This is a genomic window from Aetokthonos hydrillicola CCALA 1050 (assembly GCF_017591665.1).
In the GTDB taxonomy this organism is placed as follows: Bacteria; Cyanobacteriota; Cyanobacteriia; order Cyanobacteriales; family Nostocaceae; genus Aetokthonos; species Aetokthonos hydrillicola.
Window position 1 is genome coordinate 14111 of record NZ_JAAKGC010000062.1, and the last position, 24241, is coordinate 38351.

Sequence of the window (24241 nt, forward strand, 5' to 3'; positions counted from 1 at the left end):
GCGCATGGGGAGCAGCCCATGCCCTAACTCTATTTAGCTAAATTTTTAAACTTTGTAAATTGTGGATCGAACAAAAGTTTAACAACACCAGTGGGACCATTACGGTGTTTAGCGATGATGACTTCAGCAATTCCTCTATCAGGGGTATCGGTGTTATAGTACTCATCCCGGTAGAGCATGATCACTAGATCCGCATCTTGTTCTATACTTCCACTTTCTCTCAAGTCAGAGAGCATTGGACGTTTATTTGTACGGGACTCAACTCCTCGACTTAACTGAGATAAAGCAATTATCGGGACGGATAATTCACGCGCTAACCCTTTTATACTTCGAGTAATTCTTGATAGTTCTTGCACACGGTTATCACCTGCCCCTTCCATCAATTGCAAGTAATCTATAATAATTAATCCAAGTTCTGAACCTATCTCGGCTTGCAAACGCCTTGCTTGACTACGCATTTCTGTTACTGTAATATTAGGCGTATCGTCGATAAAAACTGGCATTTCTGAGAGCATACCAATAGCACGACTTAAAGGCTCCCATTGATTTTGGCTGATGCGTCCACTCCGCAAATAACCACTTTCAATTCCTGCTTCGCTTGCTAATAGCCTCTGCACTAATTGTTCTTTTGACATTTCTAAACTAAAAATGGCAACTGGTAATTTATACAGAGACGCTATATTATGAGCAAGATTTAAACAAAACGCTGTGTTGTGAACACATATATCATTCGCTACAAAATTATGTGTCACTGGAATTGTTAAGTCATAAACTTGTTTATATCCTATTGGCTCAATAGATACGATTTCATCCCAATAAATATCACTAAGTGGGTACTGGGTACTGGGTACTGGGTACTGGGTACTGGGGATTGGGTACTGGGTACTGGGGATTGGGGATTGGGTACTGGGTACTGGAAAAGAATTTTGTCCTTGTTCGGAGTAATTACTCCCTAATCCCAATCCCCAATCGTCAATCCTGTGCGCAGCTGGTTGAAGTGGTACGTTTTTTAAAGCTGTTGGTAAATCTATAACTCGTTCCACAGTTGAAGTAGAATTCTTACCTTTAATATCATCGCATCGAGCAACGACAGAAATTAAGTCGCGATTTGTTTGATATGTATTTTGAAATATTGCTTCTTGTTTATCAAAAATCCCAATTTCTGAGAACAATATTTGAATTGAGTGGGTATCTGTAATATCTAGTTGCCAAACTTCCCTGTGTGTATGCTTAAGAGCAGCTATAATGCCAAATCGTAGTAATAAATGTTGTAACTGTCGGGCTAGTTTTTCGCTAACTGAGTAAGACCCTAGTTGTACTTTACCACTGGTCAGCACTTTTACCCATTTATCTGAGCCAAATAGGCGATTGAGGAATAAACAAACTTGCGATCGCTCTAGTTCAAATATCTGCTTAGGAACAACTTTCTCCCCAGTCAAGCAACTATCCGCTAGGAATTTAACTTCACTCTCGGGGATTGTTTTGTTCCCAAATACATCTATTTTGCGCGGTACAGCAATTTTATCACCGACTTTTAGTTCTTCTAACCGTTGCCAGCCTTTAACAGTTAAATATGGATGAGTGATTGTTGTTTCTACAGATCGTCCCAAAGCAGTTGTGACACGCACAACAAATTTTACTCCATCGTCCACAAATGCAGATGGTTGAGTCATGGAAAATTTCCAATCATCCGTTAATGTTAGTAACTCTGCTTGACGACGATGAAAAATTTCTTCAATGGTACAAATAGAACCATCAGCTAAAACAATTTCTGTATCGTAAGCTACACATTTTCCCATAGATGGACGACCAGCAACAATCACTAAATCAGATCGTTGAAAACCGCTCGTCATAGCATCTAGATCATAAAACCCGCAGGGGATACCTGGTAAGGCGATACCTTGATGGCGAGTTTCAATGTCCTGGAAAGTATTAATCAAGGTATCGGAAATGTGTACTAAACCTGCTTGCGGACGTTCCTGAGTAACACCAAAAACTTTTTGTTCTGCTTGGTCGAGGACAAGCGGTAACTCGGTTTCTGTCTGATAACCTAGTTGTACAATATCATTACCTGCTTTAATTAACCGACGCCGCAGGTATTTTTCCATCACTAATCCTGCTAAAGCGTCAATGTTGATCGCTGAAACTGTGCGATCTACTAGAGACGCTAATTTATTTCTCCCACCAATGCGCGCAAGTTGATCTTGATCCGCAAGCCAACTTGTCAGAGAAAGTAAGTCTGTGGGTTTACCTTGCCCGTGGAGACGCAACGCTGCTTGATAAATCTCTTTGTGCGCGCTAATGTAAAAAGCCTCTGGAACTAAGCGATCGCTGACTCTGCTAATCGCCTCTGGATCTAGTAAAATTCCTCCCAATATAGCTTCTTCGGCTTCAATATTCTGAGGAGGTAGCTGATCGCTACTATTGCTGTGAAAGTTTAGTTCTTCAGTCATAAATAATTTATATTAGATTTTAGAGCTTATTTCCCTTATAGTCCAAAATCTTCCCCCCCAATACAAAAAAAGACGCTGCACCGCAACGTCTTTAGTGGGCATAGGGCATGGGGCATGGGGCATGGGGCATTGGGCATTGGGTGTTAAGATCTGAGGATATACTCACTTAGGAGTGTCATTTCTTCTCCTGTGCTCCCCTGCTCCCCTGCTCCCTGCTCCCTGCTCCCTGCTCCCTGCTCCCTGCTCCCTCTAACTAGGCACAACTTGGATATTGACTTTAGCAGTCACATCAGAGAAGAGCTTGATTTCTGCTGTGTATGTACCGAGCTTACCTATATCAGGTATAGTGATGCCACGACGATCCACTTCTAGTCCAGTAGCTTGCTGAATTGCATCTGCGACATCTTGAGCGGTGACAGTACCAAAAATAGCATCAGCTTCACCAGCCTGCTTAGCAATTGTAAGAGTTTCGACTTTCTCCAAAGCAGCTTTTTGTTCTTGAGCTTGTTGCTGGAGTTCTAATTGGCGTTGTCGTTCTAGTTCACGACGACGTTCAACTTGCTTAAGAATACCAGCAGTGGCGTGAGTTGCCAATTTTTTGGGGAGCAAATAATTACGAGCATAACCTGGAGCTACATCTACCAAGTCGCCAGATCTTCCCAACTTGTAGACATCTTGATTTAAAACTAACTGTACACGTTTCGGCATTGTTCTTTGTTTTTCTGTGTTTACTGTAAAACTTCACCCTTCTTGGGTAAGGGCAGGATAATTTACATTCGATAGCAAAAAGCTTACAAATCGTAGCGAAAAGCAGGGAGAGATTGCAACCACTACCCAGCTTCATGATCTGCCAAAGGTTCTATTATACCTATTTAGTCTGTTAAACGTAAATCTTCGCCGGAAGAAATCTGGGCTAATCAGTCCCCAAGCTCGAAATGTTAAAGTTAAAACAAGCGGAGGTTTTGATATGGCTCAAGCTTTACCCAAACTATACACTTTTGAAGAATTTATTGAATGGCTACCGGAAAACACGGGGAAGCGTTACGAATTACACGACGGAATAATTGTTGAAATGCCTCAGCCTAGTGGAAAACATGAAAAAGTTATAGGATTTTTAGCAGGGGAAATTACCGTTGAATATAAGCGCTTGAAGTTGCCATACTTTATTCCCAAAACCGCATTAGTAAAACCACCGAGAAAATCATCGGGTTATTCCCCAGATGTCGTTTTAATCAACGATGCTAATTTACACAACGAGGAATTGTGGGAAAAAGAATCTACTGTGACTCAAAGTCAGTCCATTCCTTTGATTATCGAAGTCGTGAGTACAAACTGGGAAGACGATTATTACACTAAATTAGGGAATTACGAAGCAATGAAGATTCCTGAATACTGGATCGTCGATTATGCAGCTTTGGGAGCGAGAAAATTTATTGGTAATCCCAAACAACCAACCATTTCTATTTATCATCTAGTTGATGGGGAATATCAAGTCGCTCAATTTAGAAACTCAGAACTCATTAGATCGACTACTTTTCCAGATTTGAAACTGACTGCTAATCAGATTTTCAATGGTGCTTTATAGAAACAGCAAGGCTGAGCAGGGATTGACTTTCCCACACTTACCCAATGGGGGTGAAATGTGGGGTTTTTGACCGATTCAGCTAAAATTTATCTTTCATCCCTCTTAATCGTGCAAAGGTTTGCACTGGTTCGTGACTGTTTGTAACAGATTGCAATGTTGGTTGATCCCAACGTAAAAAGGGATTTGTAAGCTTTTCTTCGCCTAGCAAAGAGGGAACTGTTGCTTCAGAACGACTGCGGGATGCTTTGACTTGATCATATCGGCTCAGGAGATCTGTATTACCACCATCGACGGTGAGAGCAAATTGTAGGTTTTTCTGAGTGTATTCGTGAGCGCACCAGACGCGTGTATTATCAGGTAGCGATCGCAGTATGCTCAAAGAATTTACCATTTGCTGTGGTGTCCCTTCAAATAAGCGACCACAACCACCAGCAAATAGGGTGTCACCACAGAATAAATCGCCTGTTTCACCAGACTGTATTGGAGGAAAGTAGTAGGCGATGTGAGCGCGGGTATGTCCAGGGATGAAGAAAACTTCGGCGATTTGATCTCCAAAGTGGACGCGATCGCCATGTTGCAAAAACACCTTTTGTCCTGGTATTCTCCCTTTATCCTCCGCTCCACCATAGACTGTTAGTTGAGGGAAGTGTTGTATTAGCTGATTATTACCCCCTACATGATCGTGATGATGGTGCGTGTTGAAAATTGCGACCAATTCTGCTTTTAATTCTTTCAGCTTTTTTAAAACTGGTTCTGCTTCTGCTGGATCAACAACAGCGGCGGTATTTTGCTTTACATCGTGTAGCAGAAATATATAATTATCTGATAGTGCTTCCAGACGAATTACTTGCATTTGCTGTTCTTCCTCAGACGTTAAACACTCATTGCTTATCGTTACACAAATGCTATAGCGATTGGCTTTAGCCTCACTGCTATAATAGGGAGCTAGGTTAAATTCTCTTCCTCCTAGGAACTTGAAAAAAGGGAATCTAACGAAATACTTAAGGAAGCTTCTGCCATGTTTGCCCTTGTTTCTACAGAAAGGCTCGTATTACCTCCTGGATCTGTAGTGCGCTTGCTTGCTAGCTGGCAGGACTATCAAAATCTTTGTCAGCAGCGTGGCGATCGCTCAATTCCACGTATAAAATATCGCCCTGGAGAAGTTTTGCTGATGTCGCCTTTGCCTATACATGGTCGAGACGCTAACTTAATATCAGATATTGTTAAAACCCTGTTAGATCATGATCGCCGTGAGTATGATGCGTTCACACCAGTGACAATGGAACTACCAGACCAAAGTGGGATTGAGCCAGATTATTGTTTCTATATCGACAATTGGCAAGCCATTTCTGGCAAAAAACGTATTGACTGGCGACAAGATCCTCCACCCGATTTAGTCATCGAAATTGATGTCACTAGCTACTCTGATGAACGAGATTACCTTCCCTATCGCGTTCCTGAGATTTGGCTATTCAAGAAGCAGCAATTACTGATTTATCAGTTACAAGGAGCAGATTACCAACTCTGCACTCACAGTCGCTATTTCCCAGAATTTGATTTGCAAAGCATAATCGCCCGTTGTGTTCAAATTACCTATGAACGCAACAGCAGCGCCGCTATCCGCGATCTCAAACAGCAATTAGGAAAATGACAATCAAGGTGTAATCTGCTACAATAGCTGCAAAATTTAGGGTAAAGCCAGCGAAACAAATTTGTGAGCATGTAAAATAAGAAACAATTTATCAGTAGAATTTCTCTGGGTAAATCAGTACGTGTTGGGTTAAATAAATAAAAGGGGAAGGTGGGGTTTCCCCCGGGGAGCAGGGGAAGCAGTAAATCCAATGCCCTATGCCCCATGCCCCATGCCCCATGCCCTATGCCCCCTTGCCCTGAGCGAAGCCGAAGGGATGCCCCATGCCCTATGCCCCATGCCCATTTATCAATTTTATATGTACAATCAACTACGACAAACAATTAAGGATTTTGTTAACAACGTTCGTTATCCAAAACGCATACTAGTTGTGCGACAATCAGACCATCAATCAACATACAATGACTATTTTCTTTATTGGATTAGTCAAAAAGTCCCAGAAGCAGCACAGTTATTTGAACTTCATTATTTACCTTGTAAGATTACTAACTGGGAGCGTTACGCCCTATTTCTTCCTTGGCTTCAAGACCCCCTTAAAGAAAGATTTCCGCATATTTACGATTATGTAAAGCAATTAGAAACACAATGCGAAGAACACAACATAAGTATCGTAAACCGCGTTGATCTGCTTTCAAACTCAATTAAATCAGTTGCATCAAAGCTAATTCGCAGTGCAGGAATTCGTACTGCTGAAATAGTATCAATCACCAATGTAGAAGCTTTCAAAGAAAACCTAGGAGGATTATCAACTCCCTTTTTTATTCGTGAAGATTGGGTACATGGTAGTAAAACCTTTTTCATCCAAAAACCTGAAGATTTACACAATGTACCATTTGACAAATTTATTGCCCCAATCGCTGTAGAATTTATTGATACTAAATCAGAAGATGGCTTGTATCGTAAGTACCGCTACTTCGCTGTGGGAGATGAAGGTATTCCAGGTCCTTTGATGCTTTCTCCGTCTTGGGAAGTACGCGACAACAAACACCGTGTCTTTAAAATAGCAGAGGAAATTGCCTATTTTACTGGTGAAGACCCCAATCATAACATATTGCAAAAGGCACGTAAAGCGTTAGGCTTTGATTTTATGGCTTTTGATTACAGCTATGATTCTCAAGGAAACATAGTGGTATGGGAACCGAATCCTTTCCCTGTTATCTGGGGTTCAACGGATAATCTACCTGAGATGAAATATCAACTTCCAGCAATGGATCGGGTATACATAAGCCTTTTAAAATATTACCTGCAATGTGCTAACATCTCTATCAAAATTCCTACTCCTGCCAGTTAATGAAAAAGATTTAATCAATGACTCCACTCGTCTCCATTGTTGTTACTTGTTTTAATCAAGCAAGCTACCTAGAGCGCTCCGTAAAAAGCGTACTATCGCAAACGTTTACTGACCTAGAATGCATTATCGTAGACGATGGCTCTAGCGATAATACGGAAGAGGTAGCTAAGCGATTGATGAATTTAGATTCACGAGTTAGTTACTTTCATAAACCGAATGGCGGAGTCTCGTCGGCTCGTAATTACGGCTTTCCAAAGGCGCGAGGTGAGTGGATTCAATTTTTAGATGGAGATGACTGGATTCACGAAGATAAAATTAGGTTTCAATTAAGTCATGTCAGTGAATCGCGTCAGGAAAATACAGCATTCTACACTGACTATGAACGAGTATTTATAGATAGGGAAGGAAACATCACTCAAAGGCAGGAAAATATTGTTGGTTCTTTAACAACAGAGGAATTGATTCAGCGATTACTAATCCCTGACTTCTTGGCTGACTCTCCATTTCCTTTGCTCCAGCAGTGTCTACTTATGCACAGAAGCATTTTTCAGAAAAAAATGTTTGATGAAAAGTTAAAAGCTTTGCAGGATAGGGACTTTTGCATAGATTTACTTGTTGCTGGCGTGAATTTTATTTACACACCTATGGTAGGAGCATATTATACGAAACATCAGACTAATAGAACTAACAGTTGGTCTTACATGAAAAATTATTATATTCTCTTCTATGAAACTGTATGCGGTAAACACCAAGAGTTAATTCCTTTATCTCAAGTTGGTATTGATTTCTTGGTGAAAGAAGCCATCAGAGAAAAAGAAGAAGATAATTTCACCCGGCTTATAAAAATGATCAAGCCACCTTTATATTTCTTAAATAACAAAATAAAAATTTATCACACATCTTTACTTAAATTAATTTATATTACAAGATTAGTTATTCCTAGTTTTTTACTTTATGAAAAATACCGAGGACCACGCTCTAAAAAAGTGATAGCTTTTTTGTCTAAATTGACATCGAGGGTAGCTAATGGGGAGCCGGTAGCAGTGGAGAAGAAATGACACTTTCAAGCGAGTAGATCTCAGTCCTGAATACCCAATGCCCAATGCCCCATGCCCAATGCCCCATGCCCCATGCCCATGAAATCAAAAGTCTCATTAGTTGTTAGTGATTTATCTGGAGGAGGAGCAATTCGCGCATTTTTACTTGGTCAAGTTTTGAAAAAGCTGGATTATGAAGTAGAAATTGCCGGGTTTTTGTTTGGTAAGGAACTGTTTGCTATTCCACCTGAACAAATACCCATAGTTTCTTTCCCTGGGAAAAATTACCCTGAATTTTTTAAATATGGACAGAAACTTCTCGAAGAATTGCATGGAGATATTATTTATGCAGTTAAACCAAAGTTTACAAGTTTTGGCCTGTCTCTATTGAAAAAATTCATTAATCGCCGTCCTTTACTTTTGGATATGGATGATTGGGAACTTAGCTGGTATGGAGGCTTTGAGTGGAAATACCGTCCGACTCCTAAGCAGCTTTATCGAGATATTTTTAAACAGAATGGTGCATTAAAATTTCCTGATCATCCACTTTATCTGCAATTGATGGAACGCTTTGTCAAGCAAGCAGATGCGCTGACTATTGACACTCAATTCCTCCAAGAACGTTTTGGGGGAGTTTATTTACCTAATGGTAAAGATACTTCCTTATTTGACCCTGATAAGTATAACCCAGTAGCTAGCCGTAAGACTTATGGTCTTTCTGAGTATCGAATTCTGATGTTTCCAGGTGCACCACGACCTCATAAAGGGGTTGAAGATGTACTATTAGCTTTAGATAAGTTGAATCAGTCGGATTTACGACTTGTGATTGTAGGTGGTAACCCATACGATAACTATGATGAGCAACTGATGAAAAAATGGGGACGTTGGATTATTAAGTTACCAAAGTTTCCTGTAGATGTAATGCCTGAAGTTGTCGCAGCGGCTCACATTGTAGTTGTTCCCCAGAGAGATACGGTAATTGCTCATGCTCAATTTCCTTTAAAGTTGACAGATGGCATGGCAATGGCTAAACCTGTAATATCAACGCGAGTAGGTGATATTCCAGAAATATTGGCGGAAACGGGTTATTTAGTTAACCCCGCTTCTCCTGAGCAAATAGCAGAAAAAATTCAATTGATCTTTGAAAATCTAGATTCAGCAAATGAACGAGGTAAACAAGCAAGATTAAGATGTATAGAAAAATATAGTACAGATACTATGGCTTCTACTCTGGCTGAGGTGATGGGGAAGTTATGAGGGAGCAACCCCTGCGGGGAAGTCAAAAGTCAAAAGTCAAAAGTCAAAAGTCAGTGAGCGGGGGAGAGGGGAAACAATGTGGATTAAGTACTTAATTAGTAAATTGTGGTGAAAATTGCCGATGTCAACAAGCAAACTACTACTGAGATTTGCTAAACCCTATCCAGGTTGGATTCTGCTAACGATATTGTTGGGGTTTTCTGGATCTTTATTTAACGGTGTCGGCACAGCACTGATTGTACCAGTGATTCTCAAAATTGTGGGACAGGAGGTGAATTTAACCAATGCGCCACCTGTTCTCAAAGTGATTATGACTCCCTTTGATAGTATTCCAGAAAGTTACCGCATCTGGGTAATGACAGGAGCAATTATAGCCACAATCATTTTAAAAAATTTCGCCACCTATGCCAGTACATTAGCATCGAGTTCTTTAACACGAATGCTAACGTCGGACATGCGAGAAGCAGGGATACTAGTTTTACTACAAGTAGATATAGATTATTACTCTAAAACAAGAGTTGGTGATTTAATCAATAGCTTGGGTGGAGAAATTGCTCGCGCTGCTAGTGCGATAGGTAATGTTATCAAAACAGTTATTGTTGCAATTACCATCTTAGTTTTTATTGCTTTGTTGCTGTCGATTTCTTGGCAATTAACTCTGGCTTCTACAGTTTTACTGTCTTTCGTCACGCTGGTTAATCAGTTTGCTATTTCTCGCTCAAAAGATTTTGGTCATCAACTCTCGGAGATGTCAAAAGCTTATTCAATTGCTGTGCTGGAAGCATTAAGTGGAATTCGTTTGGTAAAAGCAACTGGAAATGAAGACAGAGAATATGAACGGATTAAACAGTTAATTCGGGCTCGTGAAAGAGCAGATTTTGAGTCTCAGATTTATAGTGAAGCGATCGCGCCCTTAAGCGAAGTCACAGGTATCACCGCTTTACTGTTGATTGTCCTTTTAAGTCGCACGTTATTTGCAAACCAGTTAAATTCTCTCTCCACTGTCCTACTGACATATTTGTTGGTACTACTACGACTTATCCCATTTATTTCTCAGATGAATATTCTTCGTAGTAGCTTTGCTAATACCAGTTCTAGCGTAGCTCTCATAACTGACTTCCTCAGCAGAGACAATAAGCCGTTAATGAAGCAGGGTGACGTCTATTTTAAAGAATTACACAAAGGTGTACATTTTAACCATATATCCTTTGCCTACCCTAGTCATGAGAAGTTAGTCCTCAAGGATGTAGATTTGTTTTTACCTCGTGGTACTACGCTTGCTTTAGTGGGTAGTTCTGGCGCAGGTAAATCCACAATAGCAGATCTTTTACCCAGATTCTATGATCCGATTTCGGGTTGTATTACCATCGACGGGGTTGATCTGCGTGAGTTTAGTATCAAGTCGCTACGACAAGCGATGGGGATTGTCAGTCAAGAGACTTTTCTATTTAACGATTCGGTGCGAAACAATATCGCTTATGGACGACCAGAAGCAACTGAAGAGGATATTATCATAGCAGCAAAGCGGGCAAATGCTTATGAGTTTATTAGCAAATTGTCCCAAGGATTTGATACTCTGATTGGCGATCGCGGTGTTATGTTGTCTGGTGGACAAAGACAAAGATTAGCGATCGCGCGCGCATTACTACAAGATCCAGAAATTCTGATTCTTGATGAAGCAACCAGTGCGTTAGATACTGTTTCCGAACGATTAGTACAAGCTGCGATTGATGACCTTAGTCGCGATCGTACCACATTGGTGATTGCTCATCGTCTTTCCACCGTGCAAAAAGCTCACCAAATTGCGGTGTTAGAACAAGGACATGTCGTAGAAGTAGGAACCCACGCAGAACTTTTACAAAAAGGTGGTTACTACTCACGTCTATACTCAATGCAATTTGCAGAACAAGCCGAAGCTGCTACCAAAGCTCATCACAACTTACTCCGCCTTTCTCTGCAAATGCGGACACGACTTAATTCCATAATTGGTTCTTTACGCTTATTACTTGATCCAACAATAGACAACCTCGAAGAAAGGCGAGAATTAATTGCGGAATCCCACAAATCTACCGTAAGACTTTTCAATAGTATTGATGTTTTTGAGGATAATGCTACAAAAGAAACATCCTCTCAAATCTGTGATGATTTGCGGACATATATCGAACCCACCCTTACTTCTCTGTCTTCGCTAGTCGATAATTCGATAGACACACCCACAAAGCAAAATGAGTTGGCTCAGATGGCTTATGATTCTGCAATTAAAACAATGGGTGTTCTAAGCGAGTTTGAAAATAGCCTCAAGGATTAGATATAACGAACCGCATTTTCGGGAGAAGATGCTACAGGTTTTTAATCTTCTCTGAAAAAGATACCGTTACATTGTAACATTCTTCCTGTACGATAATCCGTAAATCCTGGATATATGTTGTACAGCTTAAATCCTATTGTTTTCATGTTGTTCAACATTTCCTCAAACAATGTCTCACCTTGATATAGAGGAACCAAAGACATTTCTAATTGTATTCCTTTAATCTTTGGTAGAATTTCTACTGCCCCAGATAATACCTTATCTTCAAAGCCTTGGACATCGATTTTCAGAAAAGTTGCTTGAGCTTTTTTTACATACTGTTCAGCTATATCTGACAGTCTATAAATCTTCACTTTTTCCAAACCCACGTAAATAGAATTTGGTGAAGCATCTAGATGTGACTGTAGCATAGGTAATATAGAACTGCTTTGAGGGTTCTTAGAAAGATTGATTTCAATTTCTCCGTTAAAATCACCTATTGCACATCTTTCTGCTACTATCCAATCAGGATATAGTTTACTAGCTGCTACTAATTCAGAATAGGCAGAGGATAATGGTTCAAAAGATACTATTGTGCCATCATATCCTGTTCGAAAGAAATCAATAGCAAATTGTCCAGTATTAGCCCCAATATCTAAGACTAAATCTATAGAATTCAATGTGAACAACTTCAAAAAGCTAGAATTCTCACTATCAAAGTCTATTGCTTTTGCTCTTTCTTCAGGTGTAGGGTAATACCTAACAATATCTATTCCAAATTTGCGAGTAAAATTTCTGAGGGCTTTCTTCATAGTTTAAATTTATAGTCTTTAAAAGAAAAAGCAAATGTATTTCCGGTATAAACTTTATCATCTTTTTCGTCAAGTTATTATCTTGTCAATCAAGAAGTTTTGTGAAACAATCTGGGGTAAGTAAGGGACTAGTAGAGTCAATTTATAACTCTCGGGGAGAAAGTCAAGCTAAAACCTTCAAAATTTGACCTTGCGTCGATGGTACGTCAGGTGTAAAGTGCTGCTATTTCCTCGAAATTCAGCAATGAGGAAGACAGAACGGCAATATCAGTGTTGTAATTTATATAAACGGTAAAATAAGAGACACCGTATCAGTGAAATTTCTCTAGGGGAATCAGTACATGTTAGGTTAAATTGATCGAATATAGGAATCCTAAATTATTGCGTCAAGGGTTAGATATAACAAACCTTACAAAAAATACAAGATGAAAGATAAATATATTTATTATACAGACAGAATAACATTACAACCTGATACAGCTCACGAAATTCATGATGTGCTTTGCGCTAATGCAGCAGCTAATTTAGGTTACTCGTCGGTGTTGGTTTATCCAGATAAGGGAAATAACGCGCTAAATCCTGTAAGATGGTTTTTTCCTTTTCAACCAAGACAGCCAGATGCTGAGTTTAAAGAATTTTATAATGCCCAGAAAAAATTAAAAGTTGCTCCTTTACCTATGCCTTGGCCTATTGATAGAATCCAAGGTAAGTTAACTAATTCTAGTACAATAGCAACCAAGTATTATTTACCTCTTCATCTCCGGCGTCATACAAAAGTTGTCCATACCAGAGATTGGAATTTTGTTAAAGCATCCATCAAACATCAAATTCCAGTTATCTACGAACGTCACTACTTTCAAGAACTATTATTTGAACCAGAGATTGTTAACAGTCCATTTTTTCAAATTGCTATCACCCAATCTGAACCAGTCCGACAAAGCCTGATAAAGTGCGGAATGCCATCAGAAAAAGTTGTTTGGATTTATAACGGATTTGAGCAATCCTTTTTAGTCAGACAACCGGAAGCTGCTCAACAATGGCGGAAAGAATTGCTCACAGAGAAATATAAACACTTGATTGTTTATTCAGGTGCTTTGTATCCTTTTAAAGGAATCGATCTGTTGATTGATGTTGCTAAGCAATTGCCAGAAATTTTGTTTGCAGTCACAGGTGGTAAGGATTCACAAGTACAAGCCTATCAGCAGCTAGCTAAAGATAATCAGGTGGAAAATATTAAATTTTTAGGCTGGATACTACCACGAGAAAGATTAGTTAGTTTGCTACAAGCAGCAGATATTTTGGCTCACCCTCACCTTTCGGGTACCGCAGCAGATATCACAAATCCAGTCAAGTTTTTTCAATACATGGCTGCGGGAGCTCCAATAGCAGTCACAGAGATTCCACCTTTAATGGTTTTTAAAGACTCTCCTTTAATTGCTGGGTGGTGTGAACCAGATAATCCTTATAAATTCGCTGAATGTATCGAGTATGTCTTGAAAACATATCCCAGAAAAACAGAAGGTTATACGGAAAGTATAAATTTCGCCCGTCAGTTTTCTTGGGAAGAGCGAACGAAGAAAATTATTAGTTATCTAGATGTATCTTTCCGTCCACCAATAGTGAATTAGGAATTTATGAGCAGAAAAATAGTAGGAATGGTGTCTGGGTATTCTGGGTTGAATTATATTGATTGGCTATGGCAACAAACTCCCCATCCTTTTGGGAAGTGGGCAAATATCCAAGTATTAGCACAAGCACAAAAGCCAGATTTCCTTTTATTCTATCAGTTTAACTTTCCGCAACCTATCCGCTATAACTCCTGGCGCGATCGCTTTCGTCGGAGAAAGCAGCAACCTTTAGAATTAGATATTAACTCTCTTTTGCGTGGCGTTTCTAAAGAGAGGGTGATTTATTTGCTACGCGAACCACCGTTGGATGAAATAGTTGAAAGTACTAAGCGAAATTACCAGGAAGCTGAAAAATATTGCGGTTACGTTTCTGGACCAGATGATTTTGCACCTACTCCTGATTATATGCCAGCTATATGGTATCATTCTAACTCATTTCGCGATTTTAATGAAATGCCACCTCCAGAAAAGGTGGAAATGTGCAGTTGGATTACCTCTGGAATTAATCGCACTGCTAGCCATCGTGAGCGTTTGGCGTTTTTGCGATCGCTACAAGACAGCGGTGTTAAGTTTGATTTGTATGGACGCGATTTACCTGAATGGGCGCAGAAATTTGGAGAAATTAGCCATAAATGGTACGGGATGGCTCCGTATTATTACAACTTAGCAGTTGAAAATTACGCTGGTAACAGTTGGTACGTGAGCGAAAAGCTATGGGATTCTTTGCTCGCTTGGTGTTTACCAATTTACTATGGAGGCTCGGCTGCTGATAAATTATTACCACCAGGTAGCTTTTTGCGGATTCCAAGCTTGGACGAAAAAGGAATTGCGTATATAAAAGAAGTGATTGCTACTCCTGATGCTTGGTATCAAGCCAAGGATGCGATCAAAGAAGCAAGACAAATTATTCTCCACAAACTCAACCTACTCAACTGGCTTTCTGAATACGTTACCAAATTCTAGTTCTCAATTTTTATCATGGATGGAATTTGTACCCTAGCCAATGACCGCGTTTACGACCAACTGATTGCTTTACTCAATAGTATAGAGGCAATTCAGGGTGCACAAACACCTGTCTGTGTTTATCCCTATAACGATAATGTAGACAAAATTGCTGCTGAAATCGCCAAACGTCCAAACGTCCAGCTATACAACGATCAAGATTCCATACAGCGATGGGATCAGTTTTTTCGAGATGTCTGGGATACCCATCCCACCGCTCAGAAAAAATGGCAAGAAATTGGGAGCCAGAAATACCACCGCTTCGGTGCTCATCGACGCTTTTGCGCTTTTGATGCTCCTTTTGATCGTTTCGTGTACATGGACGCTGATACTTTACTTCAGCAACCACTCACACCAATCTTCCATCGGTTAAATGACTACGACTGGGTTACTTATGACTTTCAGTACAAAGATTTAGCTCACGTTTATGATGTATCTTCGCCTAAATTATTAGAATTATTTACCCCAGAGCAAATCAAGTCCAAAATATTTTGTTCTGGCTTCTACGCAGCTAAAAAGGGGTTATTTAATCAAGAAAAAAGAGATTGGCTACTTAGCAAACTGCGGGAGGGAGAAGCAGAGGTTTTATATACGATGTCTGCTGATCAACCAATTTTAAACTATATGGTCATTAAAGGAGATATCAAAAGTTGTAATTTAGCTTTGGAATTACCAGAGAATGAGATTACAGGCTGCTGTGTGACTTCATCTCATTTTGAGGAACAAGCTCACATCTTGTATGATAGGGACAAGCGTTTAACTTATATACATTATATCGGTTTAACAAGCGATTTATTTACTAAAGTTTGCGCAGGAAATAATATAGATTTTCCTTATCGAGAGATTTTCTTATATTACCGCTATCTGCATGAACCACAACAGCGACCTCATTTTACAACTAAGGGGAAAGCTTATAACGCTCCGCCGAATTTAGCTACACGGATTTTAAGAAAGTTAGGATTAGCACCGCTCTGCGGAAGTCAAAAGTCAAAAGTCAAAAGTTAATATGACCGAATCAATTAACACGCCCACTATACGCCTTAAACACTGATAACTGATAACTGTTTACTGATAACTGAATAACTGGAGGGGAAAATGAGTCGCGGAATTTATATTATTGCTAACGATAAAGTGACAGATCATGCGATCGCGCTACTTAACAGTATTCGATTGCACGATTCAGAAACGCCAATCGTGATGATACCATATGATGACAATTATCACAACATTGCCAACACCCTTGCGGAACATTACGGAGTACAACTCTACGAAGACTTAGATTTTATCGACCGTTTAGCCAATAAGTTACATGAAGTTTTTGGGAGTAAATTTTTTGCTCGTCCTAATCAGTTTCGTAAGCAAGCTTGTTGGTTTGGACCATTTGAAGAGTTTTTGTATATAGATACTGATATAGTTGTTTTTGAAAAAATCATTGACAATCTTAAATATCTAGATCACGTAGATTTCATTTGTTGCGATTATCAACATCTAGGAGGAATCAAAAACGTCTTCACTCCCAAAGTCATAGAAGAAGAAGTCTTTACAGAAGACGAAGTGAGGGATATTTTCAACGGTGGTTTTTGGGGATCGAAGAAAAATTTAGTCTCAGAACAGGATTTGTATGAAGTTTTTGCTGAGTGTGCAGCACATCCAGAGTACTTCGACTTTTCTGAAAAAACCTCTGACCAGCCAATTATCAATTATATGCTCCTGAAACGGATTAAGCGCCGCTTCAACATTGTCCGCAGGAAAGGACAAGCACCAGGAAATTGGGGAGGAACTCCTCATTTTCAGAAACAGGGAAATCTACTGATAGATTCCTCTGTGAATCAACCCTTGCAATATCTCCACTGGGCAGGTATTAGGATTGAACCTGGTTGTCCTTACTGGGATATTTGGGAATATTATCGCAATCTTAATCCTGATATACCTAAAGCTATTTTCCCAGAACCAGTGAAAAAAAGTCAATGGCAGCAAACAATGGATAACTTGAAGAATCAGTTGCGACAAATCAAAGCTAAGCTGTAGCTAGAGTAGTTAACTGTGGACTGAGTATGGGTAAGCTAGTGATTCCAAATTTTTAGGATAAGCAAATGGGGCAAATCATCGTTACCCATCTAGCACTTTACGAAATACGATTTTATCATCACCCTCGGTATAAAAATCGCGAATGCGTGCTTCCTCTTCATAGCCACATTTTTGGTAGAATGCTCGCGTGCGCTCAAAACTCGGCAAACCTGAGGTTTCCACCAGTAGCATACGTCCACCGCGCATTTTCAAAGTCTCTTCAACGTAGCGAAGCAGTTTTCCACCGCGTCCTTGTCCCTGATGGTTAGGGTGAATGGCGATAAATAGAAGGTTCCAAGTTTGATCAGTCATCCTTTCTGGCTCGCAGTAAGCAACCCCCACCGCTCCATCTTTGTCATCTTCATCGGTAATCCAAAAGCGTTCGCCGTCGCTATCACCGCTGAAGTAATCGCTCAGCATTTCACTCAGTTGAGCGAGTTCGCTTGTTTGAAAACCGATCTCTTTGGCTATAGCTAGTAGTGAGATTATATCATCGGGTCTGGTTGATCGAATCATAATGATCTGCAATTGTACTTATAACATATAAAGCTAAGCTGTAGCTATAGTAGTTAGCTGTTTCCGATAATCTTCATCGCTGCATTATGACCTGGAATCCCGCTAACACATCCTCCGCGCTTTGCTCCAGAACCGCACAGAAAAATGTGATCAAAGCCAATCTCCACACCCCATATTCCCCGTTCTTCCTCTGATTCTACAAAAGGCCATGATAAAGACTGATGGAAAACATGACCAGTGGGAATCCCTATTTTGCGTTCCACATCTACCGGAGTTGCAACCTCAACACAAAGTTGACCATTCTCATCGCGAGCTATACATTCTTCTATAGGGTCTAATAAATATTGATTTACCCCATTAAGATAATTGTCCAGTACTCTCTGTTTCGCTGTTTCATTGTCGTTAACAAATAGGCTATAGGGCATTTCTAAACCAAATAAAGTTAGAGTCTGGTAGCCTTTTGATATTAGGGATGGTGAGAGAATAGAATCATCCGTTAAACTATGACAATAAAACTCGCCGGGAGGTTGTTGTGGTATAACTCCTTTACAAGCCATATTGTAGCTATCAATGATGTTTTGATAACCCTCGTTGACGTGGAATGTTCCAGTAAATGCTTCCACAGGATCCAGATCTGCCTTGAGACGAGGTAATTTGCTTAAAACCATATTGATTTTGACAAAAGAGCCTTCATCTGTGGGATCGTTAGGAGGATTATACCCAGTCAACAGTTGGGAAAGTTTTTTCGGAGCAAGATTGACCAAGACATAGCTTCCACTTACACAGCTTTGTTGATTATTGTGTTGAAATTGGACGATTGCTTGCCCTTGTTCTGGCTCTATTTTCGTGACTTTAGCACAGTTGAGGATCTCCACACCATTTTTTGTACATTGAGCAATAAGTTCCTCTGTTAGCTTCCCCATACCACCAACTGGAACACACCAATCACCTGTGCCATTGGCAATGATATGATAGAGAAATGTCCGATTCTGCTTTAATGACAAGTCATGGGGATGGGTCAAAGTACCAATAGTTCCATCTGTGAACACCAAACCCCGCACCAAATCGCTTTGAAAGAATTCTTCAATAACAACTCCCAAGGGTTGCTCTATAAATAACTGCCAAGCTAGTTTTTCTTCTTCTGTCTGAAAGCGATTTTTAATCTCCTCTTTAGTCTGCATTGGTTGAAGCAAAGAATCCCAAAGATGCTTTCCTAAAGACTTTTGCAGGTGATAAAATTTGAGATAGCTATGGTATTCGTCTAAACTTCCGGTCAGTTGCTCAAAGGATTGTTTCGTGACGGCTTCAGATTCGTGATTAATCAGCAAACCCTGATGTATCCCATTCTTCTCGAATGGAGTGAAGGAGGCTGGATTTCTGTGTCGAAATTGAAAATCTAAGTCTAGATCCGAGATAATTTTTTGTGGAAGCATTCCAACTAGATAGGCATAAACTGAGAGTTTTGCTTCAACACCAGGAAATACTTGTTCAGAAACAACTGTTCCTCCTACTTTATCTTGTTGTTCTAGCACCAAAACAGAGCGCCCAGCTTTGGCGAGATAACAAGCTGCAATCAGTCCATTGTGTCCACCACCAACTATCACAACATCGTAATTTTTTTTTGTATTTAAAGATAGCATTATTTCCCCCTAAAGATATTAATGAAAGGAGTCAGGAGTTCTTTTATTTAAGAAATTATGTCAACAATAGTAGTGGATGGCAAAATTTTCAGATGCCAATTAGTGATTTCTTCCCCTGGTATTAACACAGGAATACCAGGTGGAACTTTCTTAATACAGCAACCACTTATTTTACCTAATGCTTGTTCAAGAGTTAACTTTTGTTTTCGACTAAAAAAAGCTTCTTTGGGTAATACTTTTATTTGAGGTTGACGGCAAAAATAACTTTCTGGAAAAATATTTCTTGGTTCTTTTTCCCTCAGAATTGACACAACTTTAGCAAAAGTTTCTCGAATATATTGAAAATCTTGTTGATTGTGATGGAAAGAAAAAATCAATAACAATCCCTCTTCACTATAAAATTCCCCATCAATCCCGTGTGCGTACAACAGTTCTGCTAATTGCTCCCCTGTAGTGCGATCGCTTGTTAAATAGATTTTCAGAGGATCGCTCACTTGAGGGTCGTAAGTTAAAATCTTGCCATAACCATCCAGTTGAACTCGTAAGCTCGCGCATTCCTTAATGGCTTGTCTAAATAAAGCTTGACCTGATTCTGAATACCCCTTGTTAATCGCATCTTCAATACTCAACATTAACAGATTATTGCGGGTAGTAGGTTCAAATAAAGCTAAAACCCCCATAACTTCTTCAACACTAAATCGAGAAGAGGAGGGTAAATGCAATAAGGCAGTTTGTACTAAACTCCCCGTATACTTGTGCATACTATGGGTAACGATATCTGCACCAAGAGCGATCGCCGATTGCCATTGTTCGCCAAGAAAGGGAAAATGACTGCCGTGTGCTTCATCTACCACTAAAGCAATATCATGTCGGCGACAATAATCAGCAACCTTAGCTAGTTCGATTGTTACCCCCTCATAACTCGGATGAGTGAGTAACAAAGTCGATACAGAACTGGTTGCTAATGCAGCAATTACTTCACTGGTTGTTGGCATGAGGGATTTTGAAGCAATAAAATATGGCTCCAAACCTGCCAAGATGATACCGTTAATTGTGGAGATATGGCTATTGAGAGCGATCGCCACTCGTTTATACTGAGTACCTAATAACGCACAAGCTGTTAATACTGCTTGAGTCCCTCCGCCAGTTAGCCAAAAACTATGTTTAGTCCCATACAAACGAGAAAAATGTTGTTCTATATTGTTTGTACGAGGACGAGTAAGAAAAGGCACATCATATTCATAAATTTCTTGACTCAGGCTATTTTGAGCAATTCCTTGATGGGCAGGGGTATAAAGATTCACCCGTATATCCTGATTATGAGATGCAATTAGCTGATAAGCAGAGGTTGGTTGAGTCATAAGATTTAAGTGATGCTCCATCCCATACCCATACAAAGTTTAGATAAAAATAGGCTTAATTTCTGGCATTGGGCGAGTTGTGCTCTCTGGCATAATACCATGACGCAGGGCTAACAGTAGTCCTGTAGCTTCCATGTAGCTATTGGCACGATATATCTTTCTACCCTGAGTCTCATCAATTTTTAGTCTTTCTGGAGTGATATTATACTTTGTGCTATTATCTTTGATTAAGATGATAGGAATACCTTGATCTAAAGAAGCCAAGAAAGGAATATTCCCTACGGTTGTTTCTGGCATGACTACTGCCGAAATATTTTCCACTGATATTCTGGTTTCACCTGCTGCTACAGGAGTATCAAATTTTACTGGACGGGGAGAATTGATTAACCCATTCAAAGGTGAACAAACATAAGCACTAGAAATTAATTCTGCTCCATCTCTAGGATCTACCAATTTACCAAATCCTGTATGTTCCCACTCCAATAATAAGGGTGCATGGGCAGCAGTAAATGGATAGAAATTAGTGGTCATGTGAGTCATAATTGCTTCTGCACCACCCCAAGGATTGGGAATGACATCTCCTTTATAGTATTGCTGTCGAATCTCATCCTCAACCATCAAGGTTGTCATCAGCACGACTGCACCAGCTGTGCTAGTTTCAACAATATCTAAAGCCCGTATCAGTTCGTCAATGCCTTGAAATTCCCCAGAAGCATTTCCGTATTCGGAATAGGTACATCGGGTTTCAATGTGCGCACCTGTAACGATAACAGGATCAATATTAATCCCTCTCACGGCGCGCATTCCATTGAGAGCGTTGAGGACATTGTTTAAAAATCTTTCATCTTTAGGCTTTTCTATAATTGCAGCTACGTTTTTCTGTTTTTCTGGAATCAGTCCAATATTGCCTAGTAAGAGATGACAGATTAAATTGCCTTCTAAATAAAGAACGTTATCGTGAGCATAATAAAGGTCAGATGCCGTAACTGCATTAGGATTAGTAATTAAGTAGTCACAAGCTGTGGCTAATAGATTAGTACTGGGGGTAGCATCTCCAGCAAATCCACCAATTTCCGCTCGAACTCCTGTGGGAATGATACTAACAGCTACAAAGGGTTTTGCCGATACAGCTTGGCGAATATTGATCTCTAATAAAGAAGACCATACTGGTTGTTTTTGAGTTTGAACAAAGCTACATTCAAATGTCAGCGTGTTTTCCTCAACTGCTGTTAATATAAGTCTAATGGGAATACCTGGTAGCGGTAATTCTGCTATTTTGCGAGCAATTTCGCGCCATGTCCGCTTAGCAGGTATGCATTCTATTGCGAAATCTTTGGTAAATACTTGTGACATCTAGTTTTGTAGGTTTAAATGTTGCTGATATTTGACTCTTTAAATTCATTCATTTGGTCGTTGCTTTCTTGTTCACTGGTTATAGCAAGGTAAAGACCTAGCATAATGATGGCAAAATCCAGCAAGTTTAACCAACTCAAAGCCTCTGCAAATATAATCCAAGCTAAAAAGGCACTCACCACTGGATCTAAAAGATTAATCATTGCTACAAGGCTAGAAGGCAAGTATTTGAGGCTGTATGCAAGCAACCCATTGGCGAAAATAAGAGTTAAGGCTAATGCAATAACACTCAGCCACCCATGCCAAGATTGGGGAAACCATTCATCGTGGGTAGTGAATAGAATTAACAAATAGAAACCGGTACCAATCCGACAAACCCATGTCAAGATTGTTGTCACTGATAGTTGTGTCCGAAGTTTTTCAACTGCTAGAAGATAAGCACCCCACAATAGCGCTGACAACAAAGCAAGTAAGTCACCTTGAAGTTTAATAGAGGCAACTTGCAGGTCATTTAAGCCAAGGGCAATTGTTCCTACCATTGCGATCGCAAGACCAATGAGGAATTTATAATCAAACCGTTGATTGAAGAGTAAGTATCCTACTAAGACGGTAAACAATGGTGTCAAGCTATGTATCAATGCTGAATTTGCCACACTGGTCTGAGTTAAAGACCAAGCCCAAAGAATCTGAGTACCGCACAAAAATGCTGCTGTTACTGTTAGTAGCAGGATTTGTTTGGTGTTGAATGACTGCTTGATGATAGGTTGTTTTCCCAACCAACGCTGACGCAAAAGCGAAAGCTCTTGCCACACTCCAAAAATGACAGCCGCTATCCAACAACGATTGAACATTGTAGCAGTAGGGCTGATTTCATTTTCACTCCATCGAATTAAGATGGCCATAATCCCAAAAATCCATATAGCAAGGAAAGCAGCAATTATTGCTTCTGTTGCCTTGCTATCAGATTGCTCTTTTGTGATTTCAATCTGGTCGATCATCTAAATAGCCATCATGAACTCCGTACACCAGAATACACGAAAATAAGGTTCTGCATCTAGTTTGCGCATTTAATAATACCACAATGGCAAGAGGAATTGCTGAAATAAGTGAAAGTTCTAGAACTAGAACCAGATCTAAACAATCCCAAATAGTGGCTATTACCGATGAATTTTGAGCAAACTTATTTCAGTATTTTATTAGTAGCTTTTTGTTTAAATAAATACTTTTAAATAAGTAATGCATCTCCGGCAAGATTAGGTAAGGCAATTATGGGACACTCAAACGAGTATATCTCGTATATTCATTCGTCAAACTGGTACGCGAAAAGCACAAAGTGTCAGTCATTAACTGCAAATCACTGCATCCTATTCCCTTGGCTTAGAAGCCGTCATTGTCACCACCTAACTTATAAAAACCTCACTCGTGAAATTCCTCTAAGAGATACTGTCCCACTCTCGAAAACTGCTCATGCAATTATTCATTGGGATGTTTTGTGGAAAATTAAACAAGTTCGCTTTATCGTAAATATAGTTTTGAGAGTGCTAATGATTTTGTGGGTTGGATTTTGGTTTGTTTTTAAGTAGTCAGGTTTTGAGCTAAACTTGTCTTCTGAAGTTCCTATAAGTACCACTATGCAACTCCCCTGGCAACAAGAGCCAGTGATTTATCACACCCAACACCTACTATCTAGTTTTCACTCTTGGACTGGAAATTTTTTGTTAGATACTAATGGCTCAGCACTGGAAGTCGCACAAGCATTATTTGAAGCACCGTTTGTTTTAGTTTCTCACGGTACAGAAACAGACCCTATTTTTAATTATGGTAATCGGAAAGCTCTAGAACTATGGGAGCTTTCTTGGGAAGAATTTACCCAAATGCCCTCGAGAAAAACTGCTGAGCAGGTGGTACAGGCGGAGCGCGATCGCCTTTTAGAAGAAACAGCAATCAAAGGTTTTAGTTCTTATTCTGGTATCCGTATTTCTAGCACTGGTAAGCGCTTCTTTATTGAAGATGGTATTCTCTGGAACGTCATAGATGAGCAAAAACAGCATTGTGGTCAAGCTGCTGTGTTCTCCAAGATTAATTTCCTCTCCGACTTAAAAGTTTAAGTGAGTTACCTACGAATGTAAATATATTCCCTTACTCAAACTGTTGTATAAAATTGATCTACATCTTTTTGAAAGTGACACAAGAGTGCTAATTGTTCAAAAGCGATGGGTTCAGGGTTTCGTTGACCGCAGCGAGATCTGCCACTCCCAGTCTACAATTACTCAGGTTCTGAATTCCCCAAAAAGATCGTAA

The 24241-nt window shown here is 39.8% G+C and carries 20 protein-coding genes; 11 read left to right on the forward strand and 9 right to left on the reverse strand.

Features of this window, described 5'->3' with window-relative positions:
• Window positions 1-29: 29 nt before the first annotated feature.
• Window positions 30-2453: a replicative DNA helicase gene (gene dnaB, locus G4P69_RS25045; protein ID WP_208341135.1), complete on the reverse strand. Its 2424-nt coding sequence runs from the start codon at window positions 2451-2453 to the stop codon at window positions 30-32.
• Between the two features lie 249 nt (window positions 2454-2702).
• The gene (gene rplI / locus G4P69_RS25050; protein WP_208341136.1) at window positions 2703-3161 is read right to left on the reverse strand and encodes a 50S ribosomal protein L9; all 459 of its coding nucleotides are present in this window, start codon (window positions 3159-3161) and stop codon (window positions 2703-2705) included.
• A gap of 259 nt (window positions 3162-3420) precedes the next feature.
• Between rplI and G4P69_RS25055 the strand changes: the two genes are divergently transcribed.
• A complete protein-coding gene (locus tag G4P69_RS25055; RefSeq protein ID WP_208341137.1) occupies window positions 3421-4038 on the forward strand; it encodes a Uma2 family endonuclease in 618 nt (205 codons plus the stop codon).
• 79 nt (window positions 4039-4117) lie between these two features.
• Here the strand turns inward: G4P69_RS25055 and gloB are convergent, their stop codons facing one another.
• Window positions 4118-4891, reverse strand: coding sequence for a hydroxyacylglutathione hydrolase (gene gloB / locus G4P69_RS25060; protein ID WP_208341138.1), 774 nt, complete (start codon window positions 4889-4891; stop codon window positions 4118-4120).
• 165 nt (window positions 4892-5056) lie between these two features.
• Here gloB and G4P69_RS25065 point away from each other — a divergent pair, with 165 nt between their 5' ends.
• The 5 genes from G4P69_RS25065 (at window position 5057) to G4P69_RS25085 (ending at window position 11582) form a co-directional block, all read left to right on the forward strand.
• A complete protein-coding gene (locus tag G4P69_RS25065; RefSeq protein ID WP_208341139.1) occupies window positions 5057-5689 on the forward strand; it encodes a Uma2 family endonuclease in 633 nt (210 codons plus the stop codon).
• A 298-nt stretch (window positions 5690-5987) separates the two neighbouring features.
• Window positions 5988-6980, forward strand: a complete 993-nt coding sequence (locus G4P69_RS25070) for a hypothetical protein (protein WP_208341140.1) — start codon at window positions 5988-5990, stop codon at window positions 6978-6980.
• A gap of 17 nt (window positions 6981-6997) precedes the next feature.
• Window positions 6998-8038, forward strand: coding sequence for a glycosyltransferase family 2 protein (locus G4P69_RS25075; protein ID WP_208341141.1), 1041 nt, complete (start codon window positions 6998-7000; stop codon window positions 8036-8038).
• 78 nt (window positions 8039-8116) lie between these two features.
• The gene (locus G4P69_RS25080) at window positions 8117-9274 is read left to right on the forward strand and encodes a glycosyltransferase family 4 protein (protein WP_208341142.1); all 1158 of its coding nucleotides are present in this window, start codon (window positions 8117-8119) and stop codon (window positions 9272-9274) included.
• A gap of 121 nt (window positions 9275-9395) precedes the next feature.
• Window positions 9396-11582 carry an ABC transporter ATP-binding protein gene (locus G4P69_RS25085; protein WP_208341143.1) on the forward strand — a complete coding sequence of 729 codons (2187 nt, stop codon included), beginning with the start codon at window positions 9396-9398 and terminating at the stop codon, window positions 11580-11582.
• Between the two features lie 41 nt (window positions 11583-11623).
• Here the strand turns inward: G4P69_RS25085 and G4P69_RS25090 are convergent, their stop codons facing one another.
• Window positions 11624-12373: an FkbM family methyltransferase gene (locus G4P69_RS25090; protein ID WP_208341144.1), complete on the reverse strand. Its 750-nt coding sequence runs from the start codon at window positions 12371-12373 to the stop codon at window positions 11624-11626.
• 425 nt (window positions 12374-12798) lie between these two features.
• On the opposite strand from G4P69_RS25090, the gene G4P69_RS25095 reads away from it, so the two are divergent.
• The 4 genes from G4P69_RS25095 to G4P69_RS25110 all read left to right on the forward strand — a co-directional run bounded on the left by G4P69_RS25095 (window position 12799) and on the right by G4P69_RS25110 (window position 17031).
• Complete coding sequence (locus tag G4P69_RS25095; RefSeq protein WP_208341145.1) at window positions 12799-14001, forward strand: glycosyltransferase; 1203 nt, start codon at window positions 12799-12801, stop codon at window positions 13999-14001.
• 6 nt (window positions 14002-14007) lie between these two features.
• Window positions 14008-14964 (forward strand): glycosyltransferase family 10 domain-containing protein, encoded by a 957-nt coding sequence (locus tag G4P69_RS25100; protein WP_208341146.1) that lies wholly within the window; start codon window positions 14008-14010, stop codon window positions 14962-14964.
• A gap of 15 nt (window positions 14965-14979) precedes the next feature.
• On the forward strand, window positions 14980-16008 hold the full coding sequence (locus G4P69_RS25105) for an Npun_R2821/Npun_R2822 family protein (RefSeq protein WP_208341147.1): 1029 nt from the start codon (window positions 14980-14982) through the stop codon (window positions 16006-16008).
• Between the two features lie 90 nt (window positions 16009-16098).
• Window positions 16099-17031 carry an Npun_R2821/Npun_R2822 family protein gene (locus G4P69_RS25110; RefSeq protein WP_208341148.1) on the forward strand — a complete coding sequence of 311 codons (933 nt, stop codon included), beginning with the start codon at window positions 16099-16101 and terminating at the stop codon, window positions 17029-17031.
• Between the two features lie 81 nt (window positions 17032-17112).
• Here the strand turns inward: G4P69_RS25110 and G4P69_RS25115 are convergent, their stop codons facing one another.
• Genes G4P69_RS25115 through G4P69_RS25135 form a run of 5 tightly spaced genes read right to left on the reverse strand, consistent with a single transcriptional unit; the run spans window position 17113 to window position 22938 of the window.
• Complete coding sequence (locus G4P69_RS25115; protein WP_208341149.1) at window positions 17113-17586, reverse strand: GNAT family N-acetyltransferase; 474 nt, start codon at window positions 17584-17586, stop codon at window positions 17113-17115.
• Between the two features lie 53 nt (window positions 17587-17639).
• Window positions 17640-19226: a phytoene desaturase family protein gene (locus G4P69_RS25120; protein ID WP_208341150.1), complete on the reverse strand. Its 1587-nt coding sequence runs from the start codon at window positions 19224-19226 to the stop codon at window positions 17640-17642.
• A gap of 47 nt (window positions 19227-19273) precedes the next feature.
• Window positions 19274-20587 carry an aminotransferase class I/II-fold pyridoxal phosphate-dependent enzyme gene (locus G4P69_RS25125; protein WP_208341151.1) on the reverse strand — a complete coding sequence of 438 codons (1314 nt, stop codon included), beginning with the start codon at window positions 20585-20587 and terminating at the stop codon, window positions 19274-19276.
• A 39-nt stretch (window positions 20588-20626) separates the two neighbouring features.
• Window positions 20627-21940 carry a DUF3326 domain-containing protein gene (locus G4P69_RS25130; protein WP_208341152.1) on the reverse strand — a complete coding sequence of 438 codons (1314 nt, stop codon included), beginning with the start codon at window positions 21938-21940 and terminating at the stop codon, window positions 20627-20629.
• Between the two features lie 14 nt (window positions 21941-21954).
• Window positions 21955-22938 carry a DMT family transporter gene (locus G4P69_RS25135; protein WP_208341153.1) on the reverse strand — a complete coding sequence of 328 codons (984 nt, stop codon included), beginning with the start codon at window positions 22936-22938 and terminating at the stop codon, window positions 21955-21957.
• Between the two features lie 633 nt (window positions 22939-23571).
• Between G4P69_RS25135 and G4P69_RS25140 the strand changes: the two genes are divergently transcribed.
• Window positions 23572-24048 (forward strand): MEKHLA domain-containing protein, encoded by a 477-nt coding sequence (locus G4P69_RS25140; RefSeq protein WP_243902315.1) that lies wholly within the window; start codon window positions 23572-23574, stop codon window positions 24046-24048.
• The last annotated feature ends 193 nt before the right edge of the window (window positions 24049-24241 follow it).

What these genes read in the sequence shown, in the direction of transcription:
- dnaB (WP_208341135.1), bottom strand. Translation starts at nt 2,453, where the DNA reads ATGACTGAAGAACTAAACTTTCACAGCAATAGTAGCGATCAGCTACCT.
- rplI (WP_208341136.1), bottom strand. Translation starts at nt 3,161, where the DNA reads ATGCCGAAACGTGTACAGTTAGTTTTAAATCAAGATGTCTACAAGTTG.
- G4P69_RS25055 (WP_208341137.1), top strand. Translation starts at nt 3,421, where the DNA reads ATGGCTCAAGCTTTACCCAAACTATACACTTTTGAAGAATTTATTGAA.
- gloB (WP_208341138.1), bottom strand. Translation starts at nt 4,891, where the DNA reads ATGCAAGTAATTCGTCTGGAAGCACTATCAGATAATTATATATTTCTG.
- G4P69_RS25065 (WP_208341139.1), top strand. Translation starts at nt 5,057, where the DNA reads ATGTTTGCCCTTGTTTCTACAGAAAGGCTCGTATTACCTCCTGGATCT.
- G4P69_RS25070 (WP_208341140.1), top strand. Translation starts at nt 5,988, where the DNA reads ATGTACAATCAACTACGACAAACAATTAAGGATTTTGTTAACAACGTT.
- G4P69_RS25075 (WP_208341141.1), top strand. Translation starts at nt 6,998, where the DNA reads ATGACTCCACTCGTCTCCATTGTTGTTACTTGTTTTAATCAAGCAAGC.
- G4P69_RS25080 (WP_208341142.1), top strand. Translation starts at nt 8,117, where the DNA reads ATGAAATCAAAAGTCTCATTAGTTGTTAGTGATTTATCTGGAGGAGGA.
- G4P69_RS25085 (WP_208341143.1), top strand. Translation starts at nt 9,396, where the DNA reads ATGTCAACAAGCAAACTACTACTGAGATTTGCTAAACCCTATCCAGGT.
- G4P69_RS25090 (WP_208341144.1), bottom strand. Translation starts at nt 12,373, where the DNA reads ATGAAGAAAGCCCTCAGAAATTTTACTCGCAAATTTGGAATAGATATT.
- G4P69_RS25095 (WP_208341145.1), top strand. Translation starts at nt 12,799, where the DNA reads ATGAAAGATAAATATATTTATTATACAGACAGAATAACATTACAACCT.
- G4P69_RS25100 (WP_208341146.1), top strand. Translation starts at nt 14,008, where the DNA reads ATGAGCAGAAAAATAGTAGGAATGGTGTCTGGGTATTCTGGGTTGAAT.
- G4P69_RS25105 (WP_208341147.1), top strand. Translation starts at nt 14,980, where the DNA reads ATGGATGGAATTTGTACCCTAGCCAATGACCGCGTTTACGACCAACTG.
- G4P69_RS25110 (WP_208341148.1), top strand. Translation starts at nt 16,099, where the DNA reads ATGAGTCGCGGAATTTATATTATTGCTAACGATAAAGTGACAGATCAT.
- G4P69_RS25115 (WP_208341149.1), bottom strand. Translation starts at nt 17,586, where the DNA reads ATGATTCGATCAACCAGACCCGATGATATAATCTCACTACTAGCTATA.
- G4P69_RS25120 (WP_208341150.1), bottom strand. Translation starts at nt 19,226, where the DNA reads ATGCTATCTTTAAATACAAAAAAAAATTACGATGTTGTGATAGTTGGT.
- G4P69_RS25125 (WP_208341151.1), bottom strand. Translation starts at nt 20,587, where the DNA reads ATGACTCAACCAACCTCTGCTTATCAGCTAATTGCATCTCATAATCAG.
- G4P69_RS25130 (WP_208341152.1), bottom strand. Translation starts at nt 21,940, where the DNA reads ATGTCACAAGTATTTACCAAAGATTTCGCAATAGAATGCATACCTGCT.
- G4P69_RS25135 (WP_208341153.1), bottom strand. Translation starts at nt 22,938, where the DNA reads ATGATCGACCAGATTGAAATCACAAAAGAGCAATCTGATAGCAAGGCA.
- G4P69_RS25140 (WP_243902315.1), top strand. Translation starts at nt 23,572, where the DNA reads ATGCAACTCCCCTGGCAACAAGAGCCAGTGATTTATCACACCCAACAC.